Source organism: Nocardia sp. NPDC004722, assembly GCF_053601505.1.
On the sequence record NZ_JBSGBY010000110.1, the window covers coordinates 1 to 17,425 of the forward strand.

The following is a 17,425-nucleotide window of genomic DNA, read 5'->3' on the forward strand; positions in this document are numbered from 1 at the left end:
CAGCTGGATCTGGGCGGGAACGGCGAGTGGGGGGAGCGCTACTTCCCACTGTCTCCGGCGCAGCTGGGTATTTGGTATGCCCAGCATCTGGATCCGGGAGCCGGAAGGTTTCGAAGCCGAGTTCCACACGGCCCACGATCGGATGGCGGTAGACGTACTGGCCGTGGGTCTTGTCCTTGATCTCGTGCAGCTCCCACAGGCGGGCGAACTCGGGGCTGCGGGCGTTCAGATCCTCGATGAGAGCGGCGATTTCGCAGTCGCCGGGATTGCGGGCGGCGTCCAGGCGCAGGTAGGCGACGACGTCGGCGGCCTTGGCGGCCCAGTCCTCGTAGAGGTCGCGCACGCCGTCGTCGAGGAAGACCAGGCGGGCCAGATTGCGTTCGCGGGGCGGGAGCGCGCCGAAGTCGGTGATCAGGGCGGCGGCCAGGCTGTTCCAGGCCAGCACGCTGACGCCGCGGCCGACGATGTAGGCGGGGACGTCGTGGGCGGCGTCGAGCAGGCGGCGCAGGCCGTGACGCACCTGCTGGGCGGCGGGCGGCTCGTCGCCCGACCAGGGGCGGGCCAGGCGGTAGAGATGGTCGCGCTCAACCTGATTCAGGCGCAGCGCGCGGGCCACCGCGTCCAGCACCGACTCCGAGAATTGCAGGCTGCGGCCCTGCTCGAGGCGCACATAGTGATCCACGCTGACACCGGCCAGCAGCGCCAGCTCCTCGCGGCGCAGGCCCGGAACCCGGCGGCGCGCACCGTGATCGACCAGGCCCACCTCGTGCGGGCTGAGCCGGGCGCGGCGGGAGCGCAGGAATTCACCGAGTTCGGCGCGACGGTCCAAGGTCATGTTCCAAGTAAACAAGTCCACCGCGAAATCCATCCTCCGCGGCCCATCCTGGTCACCCCGTGCCCAGGCAGACGCCGCACTGTTTACCCCGCTCGCGGCGGACGAATGTAGTGCTCGACGCCGCGACGGACGGCGAAAACATACGAGGAGCACACGATGACCTCCCTTCCCACCGCACAGCTCGGCACCACCGACATGCGCATCAGCCGGATCGGATTCGGCGCCTGGGCGATCGGCGGCGCGGGCTGGCGCTACACGTGGGGCGAGCAGGACGACGCCCATTCCATCGCCACCATCCGCAAGGCCGTCGAGGCCGGGGTGAACTGGATCGACACCGCGGCCGTCTACGGGCTCGGGCACTCCGAGGAAGTGGTCGGCAAGGCGATCGCCGGACTGTCCGAGGCCGACCGGCCGTTCGTGTTCACCAAGGCCGGACTGGTCTGGGACGAGAACGACCGCACCGCCGCGCCCAAGCGGATCATGGCCGCCGACAGCGTCCGCCGCGAGGTCGAGGATTCGCTGCGCCGCCTCGACGTCGAGCGCATCGACCTCTACCAGGTGCACTGGCCCGACACGGGCGCCTCCCTGGACTTCGCGGACCCGGACGGCGTCGACCCCGCCCTCGCCACCTCGCTCGCCGAGTACTGGCAGACCATGGCCGACCTGGTGCAGGAGGGCAAGGTGCGCGCCATCGGCCTGTCCAATCACGATGTGCCGCAACTGGAGATCGCCGAATCCATCGCCCACGTCGACGCCATTCAGCCGCAGTTCTCGCTGCTCAAGCGGCAGGCGGCCGACGAATTGGCCTGGGCGGCAGCCCATCACACCGGCGGCATCATCTACCAGCCGCAGCACTCCGGCCTGCTGACCGGAACCTTCTCCGCCGAACGCGTCGCCGCCCTGCCGGATGACGACTGGCGCAAGGGTTTCCCGGAGTTCACCACCGAGCTCGACCGCAACCTGGCGCTGGTGGAGGCGCTGCGGCCGATCGCGGCGGCGCACCACACCAGCGTCTCCTCGGTCGCCATCGCCTGGACCCTGACCTGGCCCGGAGTCACCGGCGCCATCGTCGGCGCCCGCACCCCCGAGCAGATCGACGGCTGGATCGACGCCGCCGCACTGGAATTGACCGACGCCGACCTCGACGCCATCGCCGCCGCCCTGCGGGCCACCGGCGCGGGCGAGGGACCTGTCGGCCGCTGACCGCCCGCTGCCAGTCGCTCCGAATACTGTTCGACCACTGCCTGTTCCGACCACCCGGACCATTCGAGGAGAACCATCATGACCCTGCATGTCGTCGCCGAACTGCGCGCCACCCCCGGCCAGGAGGACCGCTTGCGCACCGCCCTGGAAGCCATGATCGAGCCGTCCCTGGCCGAACCCGGCGCGATCTTTTACCAGCCTTTCGTCAACCCGAACGACGCGGCCCACATGGTCGTTGTCGAGGAATGGCAGGACGCCGACGCCCTCGAGAAGCACTTCAAGACCGAGCACTTCCAGCACATCGCCGGAGTCCTGGACGGCATCCTGGCCGAACCCATGATCATCAAGCGCACGGTCACCGAATAACCCCCCACCGCGAATCCCGCGGCCGCCACCCGATCCGAGCCCCCACGGTCCTCCGCGGGGGCTCGATCGCGTCCGGCGTACCGGTCGGCCGGGACGATAGTCGGCCAGTGGCCGCAGTCGGACGGGAGTGTCGGACGTCGGGGCGGCAGTGGCCGCGGCCGGGACCCGCAGGGGTGCTGTGGTGTCGGAAACATCCGGTGACCGAGGGGCGGATCGAGGGTAAGGTCGGGCGCATGGGTTCACGGATTCGATCCACGGCGCTGCTGGTGTGCGCGCTCGTGGTGTCCGTGTGGGCGGTGTTGTATCTCGGCGCTGCCAGCCCGAATTCGCTGATCGTGCTGGGTGCGGCCGCGCTGGTCGCGGTGACCGCGGCGCTTTTGTCGGCGCGGGGGCCGCTGCTGGCGGCCACGGTGTCCGGCGGTCCCGCGGAATCGGCGGCCACGCGTCGCCGGGGCACCTTCCGGCGGCAGAGCCATCCCGACGCGGCGGGTCGTCCGCGTCCGCGCGCCCCAGGAATCCTCGCTGCCTGACCTTTTCGCGTGACCGTCCCGGTCGTGCGCGTGGTCGGGTTCTTCGACGTCCCGAATTCCCTTCGCCCGCAGCCTGAGCGGGCGCTGCGCAGCGAGGTTCTCCCATGCTCGATTTCATCTACTACCCCGTGTCCGCCGTCCTGTGGCTGTGGCACACCGCCTTCGCGTCGATCCTCGGCGCGTCCAGTGGCCTGGCCTGGGTGCTGGCCATCGTGTTCCTGGTCATGACCCTGCGGGCGCTGCTGTTCAAACCGTTCATGGCGCAGTTGAAGTTCTCCCGCGCGCTGGCCGAGATGCAGCCGCAGGTGCAGGAGATCAAACGCAAGCACGCCGGTGACCGCGAGAAGCAGGCGCTGGCGATCCAGGAGTTGCAGAAGGAGGCCGGCGTCAATGTGCTCACCGGGTTCCTGCCGATCATCGGGCAGACGATGGTCTTCATCGGGCTCTACCACGTGCTGCGGTCCTTCCAGCCCGGCCACACCGAGAACTACGTGTTCGGGTCGAGCCAGGTGCAGTCGTTCCTGAACGCCAAGCTCTTCGGCGCACCCCTGGCCGACACGCTCGTGCACGCCGGATCGAATACCGCCGCCGTTGCCGCCGTGGCGATTCCGCTCATGATCATCGCCGCGGTGGCCACCCACTTCACCGCCCGCGCCGCCGTGGCCCGGCAGACCCCGCCCGCCGAAGGGGCCGCCGCGAGCCAGGCCCGGATCATGAACATGCTGTCGCAGTGGGTGTTCCCCGCCGGGGCCCTGCTCTTCGGCCCGGTCATGCCGATCGCCATCCTGATCTACTTCGTCACCCAGAACGCGTGGACCTTCGCCCAGCAGCACCTGGTCGCCACCCGCTACGGACAGGAGCTGACGAAGGGCACCGTGTCCTGAAACATGTCCTGCCACAGGGCTGCTCCGATGCGTTCGCCGGTGGCCGCGCACAGCCGCGCCGCCACCGTCGCCGGATCGGAGTACCACAGCACGGAAGTCTGGTCACCGACCGCGAACACCCGTGACTCGTCGCGCGGCGGGAAGAACACGAACCAGTTCCAGCCCACCGGCGCGGACAGCGGCGAGCTCGCCGCCGAAAGCTCTTCCCCGGCACCGACCTCCCACAGCCGGGCGGTCCGATCATCGCCGCCGGAGATCAGGTGCCGCCCGGCCCGATCCAGGGTCAGGGTGCGCACCGCCCCGACATGCGCCCGCACCGACGCGGCCGCACGTTGCGGATCCCCGACCCGCCACGCCCGGATCATCCCCGCATCGTCCCCGGTGAACAGGCACTCGCCATCCGGACTGAACCGCAACACCTCGACATTCGCCCCACCCGCGTCCACCGTCCGATGCGCGGGGTGTTCGGGATCGGTCAAGTCCCACAGGTGAATCCGGGCCAGATCGTCGGCGGCGGCCACGACCGTGCCCGACGGGTCGACGGCGGCGGCCCGCAGCTCACGATCCGATCCCGGCAGCACGGCCCCGGCCTGCCTAGGCGCGGCCGGATCGCTGACATCCCACACCCGCAGCGCGCCGCTGCCCCCACCGGCGATCAACCGATCGCCACCCGAACCGAAAACCAGCACATCCCCGGCACTTCCGGGCAGCGGCGCCCCGAACGGACGGGGATGCGCGGGATCCCGCACATCCCACAACCGCGCCCCCGCCGACTCGACGCCCGCCTGATCGGCTGTCGCGAACGGGGTTTCGCCGCCGGTGGCCAGCATCGTCCCGTCCGGTCGGAGCGCGACGCGCACCCCGACGCGATCCTGCGGTCCGCCGGGAACCTCGGCGATCGGGTGTGACCGTCGCGGGTCGGCGACCTGCCACAGCTGGACTCGGCCGTCGCGCAGCCCGGCCGCGAGCAGGCTGCCGTCGTCGGTGAGCGCGGCGTCGGTGAGGCCGCCGCCGAAGAGCATCGGGACATGCACCAGCGGCGTGTGCCAGACCACCACGTGTCCGTCCGCGCCCGCGGTGACCGAGCGGGCGTCGGAGAGCAGGGCGAGCGGGCCCATCGATCCGGCGCTGCCCTGGATGACCAGCCCGGTCGGCAACACCTGGCCGGGCTCCCGGGTGTCCCAAACCCGCAGCGCTCCATCGGATTCGGCTGCCACCAGCGCCTGTCCGTCGTGCGCGAAGGCCAGTCCGAGGATGGGGACGCGGCGCTCGTGCTCCTTCTCGATCACGCGTGGCGCGGAGGGTTCGCGGACGTCCCAGGTGAGCAGTGCGCCGTCCGCGGTCCCGGCCGCGAGCAGGCCGTTGGCTGCCAGCGCGAGCGCCCCGACCCGGCCCGCCACCGCCAGTCCGGTTCCGACGGCAGTGATCGCGCCGTCGCCCGTGGCGGACCAGAGCCGCACTGTCCCATCGTCGCCCGCGCTCGCCATCAAGACCGGTGCCGGATCGGCGGCCGGTCCAGACGTGCCGCCGGGTGCGCCGGGACCGGTGCCGGGTGCGCCGGAAGCGGCGCTGGGTTGGACCGGAGTGGTGCTGGGCGGACCGGGCTGCGTGTGATTCGACTGTGGGGGAGGGGTTTCGGCGATCGCCGGGTCGGAGGGGTCGTCGATGATGTCGCCGTGCGGCACGGGATCGCTGGTGAGAGCCACCGCGTGGATCGCGCCGGTGTGCGCGGCGATGGCGGTCATGCGCCGAATGGCTTGTGGCGCGGACAGATCGAGCGTCGACAGGTTCCCGGTGGCATCGGCTGTTAGCAGGGTGCGATCGCCGGGCAGATAGCGGACGGCCGTCGCGGGTGCGCCCAGCTCGAAGCTGCCCACCGGCCGGGGTTCGTGGGGCCGGGTGAGATCCCAGATTCGGATCGTGCCGTCCCGGCTCGCGCTGGCCAGCATGTTCCCCGAGCTGTCGAAGGCGACCGCCTCCACCCGGTCGCGGTGGCCGGTGAGCGGCTCCCCGACAGCGGTGATCGCGCGCGCGTCCGTCAGATCCCACAGCCGGATGGCGCCGTCGCCGCCACCGCTGGCGGCGAGCTTGCGGGCGGGCGCGGCGGCGAGTCCGTACACCGGTCCGGCGTGTGCCTGGGCGGATGCGATGTTCAGTGGAAGGCTCTGCGCGGCCAGCAGTCTCGCGCGAGCGGCGGGGTCGTCGCGGTTCATCCGGTAGCCCGCGAGCGCCAGCTGCACCGACAGCCCCGGATCGATGTCCTCGAGCCGCTGGGACGCGCCGATGATCTCACCCAGCCAGGCCCCGCGGCGTTCCTCGTTCACCGAGGCGCGGCCGACCAGGACGGCGGCCGCCAACACCACGGCCAGTACGGTCAGCGCGGCGATCCCCGCCTGCCAGACGCGGCGGCGGCGCACCCGGCGGCGGTATCGGATCGTGGACGCGGACAGGAACTCTCGCGCCAGCCGGTTGGGGGTGCCGGTGCGCCGCAACCAGGTGTTCGCGTCCTCGAGCCGGGTGCGCGAGTACAGCAGCCGGGCGGGCCGGTCCTGCCGCGCCCATTCGCGGGCGTCGGCCTCGATATGTGGACGCAGCGCCGCGAATTCCCTTTCCTCACTGATCCATTCGCTCATCCGAGGCCACGCGGTCAACAACAGGTCGTGAACCAGTTCGATGCGATCCTTGTGGCGCACCACCAACTGGATGCGGATCAACCAGGCGATGACGGCCCGCGTGATCGCCGGATCCTCGGCCTCTTCGATGAGGACCTCGGGCGAGAGCCGGTCACGCTGGGTGGAGATCGGGCCGATGAACGTCAGGGCCATGAGGATCTGCCGCACCGCGGTCTGCTCGCGCTCTCCCACCCGGGCCCACAGCATTTCGCAGCCCTTCGCGAAAGCCGCGTACATGCCGCCGGTTTCGCGGTAGGCGTCCAGTGTCAGCGTGCGGCCGTGCCGATGCCGCCACGTCTCCCACAGCACGTACGAGAACATCGGCAGCCGCAGCGGACTGTGCGGATCGAACGGGTCGAGGTCGCGCAGCACCACCTCGATCAGGCTGTCCTCCACCTTCAGCCCGGCGACGGCGGCGGGTCGCGTGATCGCCTCCCGCATCTCGGCCTCCGACATCGGCTCCAGCAGCATGGACGGATTCCGCAGCGCGGCAGCCATCACCGGGTGACCGGTCAACTGCGGGAGAAAGCCGGTGTCGCAGGCCAGCACGACCGTCGTCCGGGGTTCGGCGTCGGCGCGCGACACCGCCGCCAACTCGGTCAGGAAGCGGTCGGCATCCTCCGGCGCGCACCGGGTGAACAAGCGACGGGCCTTGTCCACCAGCAACAGTCGCGGCCCGGGCCCCGCCGCGGCGAGCACGCCCGCCACGTCACCGCCGGGCTCGACCGTCACCGGTACCCGCCCGCGCGCATCCGCCCGCAGCCCGGCGGCCAGCAGCGACGACTTCCCGGCCCCGCGCCCGCCGAGCAGCACCACGATCGCCGGATCGGCTCCGGCCTCGGCCGCCTCGATCAGATCCCACAGTCGCCGCAGTGCCGCCGCGCGCCCGAAGAACAGGTCGGCGTCCTCCGGTCGGAAGGCAGCCAGGCCGCGATACGGTGCGCGACCGCTGTCCACGGTCTCCTTGGCGGTCTTCGCCGCCTGCCAATCCGCCTGCCAGCGGCGCGGATCCAGCAGGGTCGGGTCGGCGGGCGGCGGCTGCTGCCTGGCCTCCCGGATCAAGACCTCCAATACCGGCACGACCGCGTCGAAGGTGGCCGGGGTGCGATTGCCGCGCCGCCAGTCGCTGATGCGCTGCGCGGTGATCGGGGTGCCGCCGGGCCGCAGCCGGGCATTGGCGGTGCGGATCACCTGCTTCACCGGTGGCGCGCCCGCCGCCGCGAACAGCGCGGTCAGGCGGGCGGCGAAGACGACGCGACCGTCCGACCCGCCGGTGTCGGAGGGGTCGGACGGTGACGCGTCCCGCTCCCGCAATCGCGCCTACCGGCGCAATCCGGGACCGGCGACCGGGGCGGCCGGTGTCGTCGGCGCGACCGGTGATTCGGGCGCGACCGTGGAATCGGCGAAAACCGTGGAACAGGACAACCGCAGACCCTCCACCGATGTGTCGAGCGCGTGCAATGACCGTTGAACCGAATCGACCGTCTGCTGCGGCGGACTCGACCCGTCGACAGCCCGGGCGAGTTGCGTGAGAGCGTCGTGCAGCCCGGCTCCGGCGGCGGCGACCGCCGTGAAGGCCCGCCGGGGCAGCGGCTCGGTCATCGTACCCGCCGCACCACGCAGATCCGCGTCGACGAGCGCCGCCAGGCGTGCCGCCTCCCGCACTCGTTGCTCGACTTCGCCCAGGTCACCGCGTTCGGAGACGGGCCCGATGCCGTTCAATTGCGCCGACAGCGACCGGAAGGTGTCCTGCAGGCCGCCGATCACCCGGCCGCCGCCGGCACAGTCCGCGGTATCCGGGTCGGCGGCAGGCTTTTCCGCCGCCGGTCGCGAACACCCGGTCAGGGCGGCGACGGTCATCGCGCAACCAACGATGACCGTCGCCACCTGCCGTCCCGTGCTACGCGACATGGGACAACCCCGTCAGCACGGCATCCTGCACGGCGGGCAGGAATCCCAGATTCGCGGCCAGCGCCAGGCCGACGCCGAGCCGCACGCCCCGATGCCGATTCCACCAGCCCACCGGGCCCCGCCGAGGCCGGTGGCAGCGCTCACGGAGCTCGGCGTCCATCCCGTTCTCCGTGTGGTAGCCGTAACTCACCGGGGCCGAACGCATATCGAGCAGGCCGCCGAGCGGATCGGTCACACCGGCGGCGCTGAATCGCGTCTCGATCATGGCGTACTCCTCACTGCGACAGAGGGATTCAGGAGACTGCGGCGATCCACGGCCGCATCAGGGCGTCGTGCACGTCCTGCGTGTAGCGGCCGCGGCCGACCAGGTCGCCCAGCACCGCGGCCGTCACGGCCTGACTGACCACGGTCAGCGTGCCGATCGAACCCAGTGACTGCAGCACCCCCGCCAGTTCGCCGCCCGTCGTCGGCGTCGCCGAGACCGCTTGCCCGGCAATCAATCCCGCCACCTGCACATTGCGGGAGCGGCCGAATTCCTTGGCGGTCTCGCTCGCGATCCGCAACGGTTGCGGGTCGCTCGACGGCTGCCCCAGGCTCGACAGCAACCCGCCCAGCCCGCCCGCGCCGGTGAACGCGTTCATGCTGTCCTGCATGCGCTGACCGGCCTCGGCGTTCATCCGCTCCCGCTCCTCGGCGGTCAGCTGCGCGGCACGCTCCACGATCCGCAGCACCGCCGCCCACTGCGGGCCGTACAGATACTCCAGGTGCAGAGCGGGATCGATGGCATTGAACGGGATGGTGGCGTCGTTGGTCTCGATACTCATGGCGATCTCCTTCTGATGATGGGATTCCATTGGGGGAGTGGAGCTGTCGAGAGGGATTCAGACTCCGACCGAAACCAGCCGTCGAGAGTCACTGTCGCGCAGACCATCCGCCGCGTCGGCACCCACCAGCGGGATGTCGGCATGCGCGACGGGAGCGGCGGCGGGCTGATTCGCGGGTGCGAGCAGCCCCATCAGCCCGGCGATGACCTGATCCAGGCTCGCCGTATCGGTAATGCTGTCGAGGAACTGCGTCCCGGTCGCGGCCGCCCCGCCACCGGTCGCACCCGAATCCATCGCCGCCCGGATCGCGGAGATGATGTACGACCGGAACGCCGGATCCAGCAGCAGCAACAGCGGCACCAGCACGAGTGCCGCCAGCGTCGCGAGCGCGAGCAGCGCCAGCAACGGCAGCCCGAGACCCAGCAGCAGAATGGCCACCGCCGCAAGCAGAGCCAACCCCAACCCACCCGCGACCGCTGCCGCGCCGCCTGCCGCGACTACCGCCAGCACGGGCAGCGCGACGGCCAGGAACAGGCCGACCGGGATCGCCACCAGCATCAGTGCCAGCAGCGCGACGGCCGCGAGGCCGAGCAGTGCCACCGGAACGCCGATGCCCAGCAGCGGGATTCCGATCACGGCCGTGATGGCCGCGCCGACGGCCAGCACCGGGATCGCCACCGCGGCCGCGGCGAGTGCTGCCGCTCCCAGCGCGGCGAGCGCCAGCAGGGGCAGTGCCAGCGCGGCCAGCCCCGCGACCGCGAGCAGGGCCAACGGGATTCCGATGGCCAGCACCGCGACCGCGATGGCGGAGAAGTCGAGGATCGAGCTCGCCAGCCACGCCACGAGCACGAGACCCGTTGCGCCCGCCCACAATCCGCCGAACAGCGTCAGTGCGAACAACGGCGCGGCGATCAGGCCGAACGCGCCGATGCCCAGCGCCACCGCGGCGACGACCAGACCCGCCACCAGGAACGGCGACCACAGCGCGGCGGCACCCAGCGCCAGGATCGGCGACAGCGCGGTGGACAGGATCGGGGCGAACGGGCCCACGATCAGGAACGGCAGCGAGAACACCACGGCCACCGCCAGTGCGGCGATGCCGACCGGCAGCATGGCCACCGTGAGTGCCACCGCGACCGCGAGCGCCGCCACCACACCGGCGACCGCCAGTGCGCCCGACGCGACGAGCCCGATCGCGCTCGTCGCGGAGATCACGGCCAGCGCCGCCAGCAGCGCCACGATCGCCACCGGGATCGCCACCAGGGCGAAGGGCGGGAACAGCAGCGAGGCGTAGACGAAGGTGCCGGTGATCAGCAAAGCGATGAGCGCCGTGGGGATTCCGCTCGCCACCGTCAGCACGCCGACCAGGCCCAGCAGCAGCCCGCCCACGATCGCGGTGCCGCCGATGCCCGCCAGCACGATGAACAGCTGCGCGCCCAGCAGGAACGGCAGCGCCAGCAACGCGAGCGGCGGATTGATCAGCATCAGTGCGAACAGCGCGACGGTCAGCATCGCGAAACTGAGCACGTTGACCGCGAGCCCGCCCGCGAACACCGCGGCGACGACGGCCAGCGCGACCCCGATCGCGCCGAGCGTCAGGGCCAGCACCGGTCCGAGCGTGAACACGAAATCGAGTGCGGCCAAACCCATCACGGCCGCGGCCACGATCGCCGCGAACGCGATCAGCGCGGGCAGCACGAACGGGATCGTGTACGGCATCAGGAACATCAGCAGCCCGCCCGCGATCACCGTCACCGACGCCCAGGTCACCGCGAGGCTCAGCAGCGCGGTCGTGGCGAACGCCAGCAGGAACCCGCCGACACCCACCGCGCCGAACAGCATCAGCAATCCGAGCGCGGCGGGCAGTCCCACCAGCAGTGCCAGCAGCACCGGGGCCAGGATCGGGCCGAGGATCGGTAGCGCGAAGACCAGCGCGAAGGTGGCGATCAGCCCCGCGATCGGTGCCACCACCGCCGCGACGACACCGCCCGCGATCAGGATCAGACCCGCGGCCGCGCCGAGACCCCACAGTGCCACGACCGCAGCCAGTTTCACCGCCGTCGCCGCCGAAGCCAATGCCAGCAGGGCGATCACGGCCGTCGAGCCCACCGCCGTCAGGGCGGCCAGACCGGTCCCGAACAGGGTGGTGACGGCGATGGCCGAGGCCAGGCCCACCGCGGCGAAGATGATCAGCGCGGCCACGGCGAGAATCCCGAAGACGGGCAGGAAGATCAGCCCGAACGGCGTGAACAGCGCCGCCACCGACAGCACCGCCAGCAACGCGATCGCCGCCAGGAAGGTGACTCCGAGCGTCCCGAACACCGCGGCTACCAAAGCGATCGTGCCGAACACGAGGATGCCCGCGGCGGCCGTGAACGCGATCGGCGCGATGATCAGACCCAGGAAGGGCATCAGCACGGTGGCCACCAGCCCGCCCGCCAGCGTCGCGGCGAGGATCGCGATCATCGCGCCACCGCCGAGCGCCAGGAAGGTCATCGCCAGCGCGATGCCGCCACCCACGACGACGGCGAACGCGGCGATGCCGAGCGTCAGGATCACCGGGGCCAGTACCTGGAAGGCCACGAACGCGACCGGAAGCGCCACCAGCAGCACCGGAATCGCGATGATGGCCAGCACCGCGAGCACCGGCAACGCCAGCACCGCGAGCACGATGCCGCCGACTACCAGCGCGCCGATCACCAAGGGCGCGAGCACGATCGCGGCCAGCACCACGATCGCGCCTATGCCGATCGCGCCGATCGCCAGCGCGCCCGCGAACAACAGCGGCGCGATCGCGAACAGACCGACGATGGGCAGGGCCAGCAGCGGCAGCGCGGCATCACGCCGCACCCCGGTGCCCATGAGCATCGACCGCAACTCGTGCAGCAGCGGCTCGGCCGCGGTACCCGGATCCGCGATCATTCCGAGCACCGGTGACAGGAACCCGAGCAGCGGCGCGAGACCGCCCAGGGCGGGCGCGGCGAAGCCGAGCACCGACGCACCCAGCGCGTCGAGTCCGGCGGCCGGATTCGCGACCAGGTTCCGGACGCTCTCCGCGAGCTGTTGCAGCGGATCCCCGGTGCCGACCGTCTGCCCCAGGATCGGAGTCAGCAGTTCCCGCAGCCCCTGTGCTGGATCGCCCGCCTCCTGCGGGAACCCGAACAGGGCGCGGCCACGGTTGATCAGCTCCGTCACCGGGTCTTCGGCCAGGTCCTGGCGGCGCGATCCCGCCCCTTCGACGGCCTGCCGTACGAACGCCAGCAGATCCTCCACCGGCTGCCGCAGCGGCCCGGACGGGAAGGTCTGATCGGCCCAGGAACCCAACTGCCCCAGATCGATTCGCGAGCCGACCACCTGCGCGGCCACCTCGGCCAGCTGCGCGACCGGCGAGGACGCGGGACCCAGCAGTCCGGCGGCCTGCGTTGGCCCGCTACCGGGGATCATCGCATCGGCGGCCGGTCCACCGGAAGCCGCTGCGCCACCGGGCGATTGCGCGGGCGGGGTGAACAGGTCCCGCAACTGGCTCAGTCCGGGCTGCACGGGCGTCCCGGCGGGCGCGCCGCCCAGCGCGTCCACCGCCTGATCGATCACGTTCTGCGCGGCCGGACCCAGATTCTGGCCCAGCGCACCGAGATCCGGCACGGGCATGCCGAACCCCTGCGCGACCGCACCCAGATCCTGCACGGCCGCACCGATATCCGACCCGGCCCCGGCCCCCAGATCCTGCGCCGCGGCGCCGAGACCCGGGACCGCGTCGCCGAGGCTCTGCAACCCGGCCCCCACCTGTGGCGGCAACGGCACCCCGAGCGGGTTCACCGGCGGCTGCGGATCCCCGATCGCGGGCCGGAAACCGAGATCGATGGGCGGCAGCGGTAGCACCGGCCCCTGGGCCGCGGCCTGCCCGGTACCGACCAGGACGGTGGCCAGCGAGGCGAAGGCGGCCGCGGCGTAGAGCCCGCGCCGGGAGCGTTTGCATTCCTTGGCTTGCCGGGCGGCGCGTTTGGTCGTCCGGGTTCGTACCAGCGTTGCGGACATGGAAGAACCTTTCGATCGACGGGAAAGGGACTGCCTCGTGCTCAGACCGGGCCGGTCTCACCCGGCGCGCAGTCGGCCTCCGAGACGCCGCCCTCGGCCCCGAGGGTCGCGCCGATGCGGAGGTGCTCGAGGCCGCCGAGATCGCGGCAGCGGATGAAGGCGTGCTGCCCGACGCCGGAACCGGGCGGGCAGGTGAGCGTGGTGCGATTCGGCACCGAGTTGTCGGTGACGCACTCGGCGGGTGCCGGGTCGGCGATCGCCCTATTCGTGACCGGCATTCCGAGTACCGAGCCGAGGACGCATGCGCCCAGGGCCGCGAAAATCACGAGCTTGCCGATGAAATCCATGCGCTGATAGTCCGGAGCGGAGAAATGCCCGGTCAACGTGACCCAGGCGACAAAATGGCCGTTTTCCCAGCTCCGGTACCTGTTACACGTTGTCCGCTGCGGATTCTTTTTTCGGTGTATTTACCGCCGGAGGTATTGACATTCGAGTGTCGGATCTATTCCGGACAATCGACCAGCAATATCATGGCTATCCATGAATCGCAGCAGCCGGAAAGTCGCCGGAGTGACCGGGAAACGCCGCATTCTCAACCCGATGTCCGTGGGCGCGATCATTGTCATCGTCGCGTTGATCGCGGTCCTCACCGCCAATTTCTTGCACAAGCACGACGAGCACCAGAAGGCCGTCGCACCCGTCGCCCCGCCCGCGGTGTTCACTCCGGACGGCCGCCTGCGCTTCGGCACCGGCCCGACCGTCGTCACCGTCATCACCGACTTCCAATGCCCGATCTGCCACCAGTTCGAGACGACCACCGGCCCGGCCCTCACCGACCTGGTGAACGCGGGCACCGTGACCGCCGACTACGACACGGTCGCGGTGCTCGACGGCCTGTCCAAGGACAACTACTCCACCCGCGCCGCCAACGCGGGCACCTGTGTCGCGGTCGCGGACAAGCAGCTGTGGCCCGATTTCAGCAAGCGGCTGTTCGAGAATCAGCCCGCCGAGAACGGTCCCGGTCTCACCGACGACCAACTGGTCCAGATCGCCGCCGACGCCGGGGTCACCGGCTCCGACCTCACCGACTGCATCCACTCCGGCCGCTACGACGGTTTCGTCGCCTCGCACAGCCGCATCGCCATCACCGCCGGTCTGACCCACGTGCCCGTGGTGAAGGTCGGCGACACCGTGGTGGAAAACCTCGGCCCCGACGGTTTACGCGCGGCTATCGCGCGCGCGACCTCGGCCGGGCAGTAAAGCGCTGGCGGCGACCCGATAGGCTGGTACCCGGTCGCAAGCAGTTTCGACTGCGCCGACCCCTTGAATGAGGCACCGCCCTCGAATCAACACAGACAAGGACTTCAGAGCGCTATGACTAGCCGCATCGAGCTCGCCCGCGAAGATTTGCGCGGACGCACTCCCACTGCTGCCGAACTGCGCGCGGCGCTGCCGCGCGGGGGCGTCGACGTGGACTCGGTGCTGCATCATGTGCGTCCGGTCGTGGAGGCGATCCGCGATCGGGGCGTCGAGGCCGCGCAGGAGTTCAGCCTGAAGTTCGACGGTGTCGCGCCCACCTCGGTGCGCGTGCCCGCCGCGGAACTGGACAAGGCTCTCGCCGAGCTGGATCCGGCCGTGCGCACCGCCCTCGAGGTCGCCATCGAGCGCACCCGCAAGGTCCACAACGATCAGCGCCGCACCGACAAGACCACCCAGGTGGTTCCCGGCGGCACCGTCACCGAGCGCTGGATTCCGGTCGAGCGGGTCGGCCTGTACGTGCCGGGCGGCAATGCCGTCTACCCGTCCTCGGTGGTCATGAACGTGGTTCCGGCGCAGGCCGCGGGCGTGGACTCGCTGGTCGTCGCCTCCCCGCCGCAGGCCCAGTTCGACGGCCTCCCGCACCCGACCATCCTGGCCGCCGCCAAGCTGCTCGGCGTCGAGGAAGTCTGGGCGGTCGGCGGTGCGCAGGCCGTGGCGCTGCTGTCCTACGGCGGCATCGACACCGACGGCGCGCAGCTGGAACCGGTCGACATGATCACCGGGCCGGGCAATATCTACGTCACCGCCGCCAAGCGCCTGTGCCGTGGCCTGGTCGGCATCGACGCCGAGGCCGGGCCGACCGAGATCGCGATCCTGGCCGACGCCACCGCCGATCCGGTGCACGTGGCCGCCGACCTGATCTCGCAGGCCGAACACGACGTACTGGCCGCCAGCGTGCTGGTGACCGACAGCGTCGAGCTCGCCGACGCCGTGGACGCCGCGCTCACCGCGCAGATGGCCGTGGTCAAGCACCACGATCGGGTCGCGGAAGCCTTGTCGGGCAAGCAGTCCGGCACCGTGCTGGTCGACGACATCGCCCAGGGCCTGCGCGTGGTCAACGCCTACGCCGCCGAACACCTGGAGATCCAGACCGCCGACGCGCCCGCCGTGGCCGCGCAGGTGTGTTCCGCCGGAGCTGTTTTCGTCGGTGCGTGGTCGCCGGTGTCGCTGGGCGACTACTGTGCGGGCTCCAACCACGTGCTGCCCACCGCCGGATGCGCCCGGCACTCTTCGGGTTTGAGCGTGCAGACCTTCCTGCGCGGCATCCACGTCGTCGAGTACTCCGAGGCGGCGTTGAAGGATGTCGCCGGGCACGTGGTCGCCCTGGCCAATGCCGAGGACCTGCCCGCGCACGGCCAGGCCGTGCAGGCGCGATTCGGGAAGCTGGCATGAGTGCTGTGACCGTCCCCGGATCCAACATTTCTCTCGACGACCTGCCGTTGCGGGACAACCTGCGCGGCAAGAGCCCGTACGGCGCACCGCAATTGACGGTGCCCGTGCAGCTCAACACCAACGAGAACCCGCACCCGCCGAGCAAGGCGCTCATCGACGACGTCGCCGAATCCGTGCGCGCCGCCGCCGCCGACCTGCACCGCTACCCGGACCGCGACGCGGTCGCCCTGCGCACCGATCTCGCCGAGTACCTGACCCGGCAGACCGGCATCGCGGTGGACGTGGCGAATGTGTGGGCCGCCAACGGTTCCAACGAGATCCTGCAGCAGCTGCTGCAGGCGTTCGGCGGACCCGGCCGCAGCGCACTGGGTTTCGTGCCCTCCTACTCGATGCACCCGATCATCTCCGAGGGCATCGACACCGAGTGGATCGAGGCCAAGCGCAACGGCGACTTCTCCCTCGACATCGACTACGCGGTCATGTCGGTGGGGGAGAAGCGGCCCGACGTGGTCTTCGTGACCAGCCCCAACAATCCGACCGGGCACAGCATTCCGATCGCGGACCTGGAGCGCATCCTCGAGACCGCCCCCGGCATCGTGGTGGTGGACGAGGCGTACGCCGAATTCTCTTCCGCGCCTTCGGCGATCAGCCTGATCGACAAATACCCGAGCAAGCTGGTGGTCAGCCGCACCATGTCCAAGGCGTTCGCCTTCGCGGGCGGGCGGCTGGGTTACCTGGTGGCCGCGCCCGCGGTCATCGACGCCATGCTGCTGGTGCGTCTGCCGTACCACCTGTCCGTGGTCACCCAGGCCGCCGCGCGCGCCGCCCTGCGGCACGCGGACGAAACCCTGGGCAGCGTCCACGAATTGGCGTCCCAGCGTGACCGGGTCATGGCCGCGCTGAACGACATGGGCTACGACGTCATCCCGTCCGACGCCAACTTCGTGCTCTTCGGCCGCTTCGCCGACGCGCCCCGCGCCTGGCAGCACTACCTCGACGAGGGTGTGCTCATCCGCGATGTCGGCATCCCCGGTTACCTGCGCACCACCATCGGCCTGGCCGCCGAGAACGACGAATTCCTGCGCGTCAGCGCGAAACTGGCGTCCGAGGAGCTGATCGCCCGATGACCACCCCCGACCGTATCGCGCGCGTCGAGCGCACCACCCGCGAATCCAGCATCGTGGTGGAGCTCAACCTCGACGGCTCCGGCAAGACCGACATCTCCACCGGCGTCCCGTTCTACGACCACATGCTGACCGCCTTCGGCCAGCACGGCAGCTTCGACCTGACCGTGCAGGCCAAGGGCGACATCGAGATCGAGGCCCACCACACCGTCGAGGACACCGCCATCGTCATCGGCCAGGCACTGGGTCAGGCCCTGGGCAACAAGAAGGGCATCCGCCGCTTCGGCGACTGCTTCATCCCCATGGACGAGACCCTCGCGCACGCCGTC

At 70.7% G+C, this 17,425-nt stretch carries 15 protein-coding genes; 8 read left to right on the plus strand and 7 right to left on the minus strand.

Translation table 11 applies throughout. The features are described from left to right. On the minus strand, positions 1-835 hold an 835-nt coding region (locus tag ACWELQ_RS13825; protein ID WP_452397390.1), incomplete at its 3' end, for a helix-turn-helix transcriptional regulator. A gap of 156 nt (positions 836-991) precedes the next feature. Here ACWELQ_RS13825 and ACWELQ_RS13830 point away from each other — a divergent pair. The 4 genes from ACWELQ_RS13830 to yidC all read left to right on the plus strand — a co-directional run bounded on the left by ACWELQ_RS13830 (position 992) and on the right by yidC (position 3,818). Continuing rightward, positions 992-2,038 (plus strand): aldo/keto reductase, encoded by a 1,047-nt coding sequence (locus ACWELQ_RS13830; RefSeq protein ID WP_452397391.1) that lies wholly within the window; start codon positions 992-994, stop codon positions 2,036-2,038. 78 nt (positions 2,039-2,116) lie between these two features. Continuing rightward, positions 2,117-2,404: a putative quinol monooxygenase gene (locus tag ACWELQ_RS13835; protein WP_452397392.1), complete on the plus strand. Its 288-nt coding sequence runs from the start codon at positions 2,117-2,119 to the stop codon at positions 2,402-2,404. A gap of 233 nt (positions 2,405-2,637) precedes the next feature. Next, a complete protein-coding gene (locus ACWELQ_RS13840) occupies positions 2,638-2,934 on the plus strand; it encodes a DUF6412 domain-containing protein (RefSeq protein ID WP_452397393.1) in 297 nt (98 codons plus the stop codon). Positions 2,935-3,038: 104 nt separating this feature from the next. Continuing rightward, positions 3,039-3,818, plus strand: coding sequence for a membrane protein insertase YidC (gene yidC / locus ACWELQ_RS13845; RefSeq protein ID WP_452397394.1), 780 nt, complete (start codon positions 3,039-3,041; stop codon positions 3,816-3,818). On the opposite strand, the gene ACWELQ_RS13850 is transcribed toward yidC, so the two are convergent. The 6 genes from ACWELQ_RS13850 to ACWELQ_RS13875 are packed head-to-tail and all read right to left on the minus strand — an operon-like array spanning position 3,782 to position 13,607. Beyond that, complete coding sequence (locus ACWELQ_RS13850) at positions 3,782-7,804, minus strand: NACHT and WD repeat domain-containing protein (RefSeq protein WP_452397395.1); 4,023 nt, start codon at positions 7,802-7,804, stop codon at positions 3,782-3,784. The genes yidC and ACWELQ_RS13850 overlap by 37 nt on opposite strands. 6 nt (positions 7,805-7,810) lie before the next feature. Beyond that, positions 7,811-8,401: a hypothetical protein gene (locus ACWELQ_RS13855; RefSeq protein WP_452397396.1), complete on the minus strand. Its 591-nt coding sequence runs from the start codon at positions 8,399-8,401 to the stop codon at positions 7,811-7,813. Beyond that, positions 8,391-8,666, minus strand: a complete 276-nt coding sequence (locus ACWELQ_RS13860) for a hypothetical protein (RefSeq protein ID WP_452397397.1) — start codon at positions 8,664-8,666, stop codon at positions 8,391-8,393. The genes ACWELQ_RS13855 and ACWELQ_RS13860 overlap by 11 nt, the downstream gene beginning before the upstream one ends. 28 nt (positions 8,667-8,694) lie before the next feature. After that, positions 8,695-9,225, minus strand: coding sequence for a hypothetical protein (locus tag ACWELQ_RS13865; RefSeq protein WP_452397398.1), 531 nt, complete (start codon positions 9,223-9,225; stop codon positions 8,695-8,697). A gap of 57 nt (positions 9,226-9,282) precedes the next feature. Beyond that, the gene (locus ACWELQ_RS13870; RefSeq protein WP_452397399.1) at positions 9,283-13,260 is read right to left on the minus strand and encodes a hypothetical protein; all 3,978 of its coding nucleotides are present in this window, start codon (positions 13,258-13,260) and stop codon (positions 9,283-9,285) included. 41 nt (positions 13,261-13,301) lie between these two features. Next, positions 13,302-13,607 (minus strand): hypothetical protein, encoded by a 306-nt coding sequence (locus ACWELQ_RS13875; protein WP_452397400.1) that lies wholly within the window; start codon positions 13,605-13,607, stop codon positions 13,302-13,304. 193 nt (positions 13,608-13,800) lie between these two features. Between ACWELQ_RS13875 and ACWELQ_RS13880 the strand changes: the two genes are divergently transcribed. The 4 genes from ACWELQ_RS13880 to ACWELQ_RS13895 form a co-directional block, all read left to right on the plus strand. After that, entirely contained in the window at positions 13,801-14,520 is a 720-nt protein-coding gene (locus ACWELQ_RS13880; protein ID WP_452397401.1) for a DsbA family protein, read from the plus strand. A 114-nt stretch (positions 14,521-14,634) separates the two neighbouring features. Further along, positions 14,635-15,972, plus strand: coding sequence for a histidinol dehydrogenase (hisD, locus tag ACWELQ_RS13885; protein WP_452397402.1), 1,338 nt, complete (start codon positions 14,635-14,637; stop codon positions 15,970-15,972). Further along, complete coding sequence (locus ACWELQ_RS13890) at positions 15,969-17,099, plus strand: histidinol-phosphate transaminase (protein WP_452397403.1); 1,131 nt, start codon at positions 15,969-15,971, stop codon at positions 17,097-17,099. The genes hisD and ACWELQ_RS13890 overlap by 4 nt, the downstream gene beginning before the upstream one ends. Beyond that, positions 17,096-17,425, plus strand: a 330-nt coding sequence (locus tag ACWELQ_RS13895) for an imidazoleglycerol-phosphate dehydratase (protein ID WP_452397404.1), incomplete at its 3' end; no start/stop codon positions are given. The genes ACWELQ_RS13890 and ACWELQ_RS13895, both read left to right, overlap by 4 nt.

What these genes read in the sequence shown, in the direction of transcription:
- ACWELQ_RS13870 (WP_452397399.1), bottom strand. Translation starts at nt 13,260, where the DNA reads ATGTCCGCAACGCTGGTACGAACCCGGACGACCAAACGCGCCGCCCGG.
- yidC (WP_452397394.1), top strand. Translation starts at nt 3,039, where the DNA reads ATGCTCGATTTCATCTACTACCCCGTGTCCGCCGTCCTGTGGCTGTGG.
- ACWELQ_RS13830 (WP_452397391.1), top strand. Translation starts at nt 992, where the DNA reads ATGACCTCCCTTCCCACCGCACAGCTCGGCACCACCGACATGCGCATC.
- ACWELQ_RS13880 (WP_452397401.1), top strand. Translation starts at nt 13,801, where the DNA reads ATGAATCGCAGCAGCCGGAAAGTCGCCGGAGTGACCGGGAAACGCCGC.
- ACWELQ_RS13860 (WP_452397397.1), bottom strand. Translation starts at nt 8,666, where the DNA reads ATGATCGAGACGCGATTCAGCGCCGCCGGTGTGACCGATCCGCTCGGC.
- ACWELQ_RS13875 (WP_452397400.1), bottom strand. Translation starts at nt 13,607, where the DNA reads ATGGATTTCATCGGCAAGCTCGTGATTTTCGCGGCCCTGGGCGCATGC.
- ACWELQ_RS13835 (WP_452397392.1), top strand. Translation starts at nt 2,117, where the DNA reads ATGACCCTGCATGTCGTCGCCGAACTGCGCGCCACCCCCGGCCAGGAG.
- ACWELQ_RS13890 (WP_452397403.1), top strand. Translation starts at nt 15,969, where the DNA reads ATGAGTGCTGTGACCGTCCCCGGATCCAACATTTCTCTCGACGACCTG.
- ACWELQ_RS13865 (WP_452397398.1), bottom strand. Translation starts at nt 9,225, where the DNA reads ATGAGTATCGAGACCAACGACGCCACCATCCCGTTCAATGCCATCGAT.
- ACWELQ_RS13840 (WP_452397393.1), top strand. Translation starts at nt 2,638, where the DNA reads ATGGGTTCACGGATTCGATCCACGGCGCTGCTGGTGTGCGCGCTCGTG.
- ACWELQ_RS13855 (WP_452397396.1), bottom strand. Translation starts at nt 8,401, where the DNA reads ATGTCGCGTAGCACGGGACGGCAGGTGGCGACGGTCATCGTTGGTTGC.
- hisD (WP_452397402.1), top strand. Translation starts at nt 14,635, where the DNA reads ATGACTAGCCGCATCGAGCTCGCCCGCGAAGATTTGCGCGGACGCACT.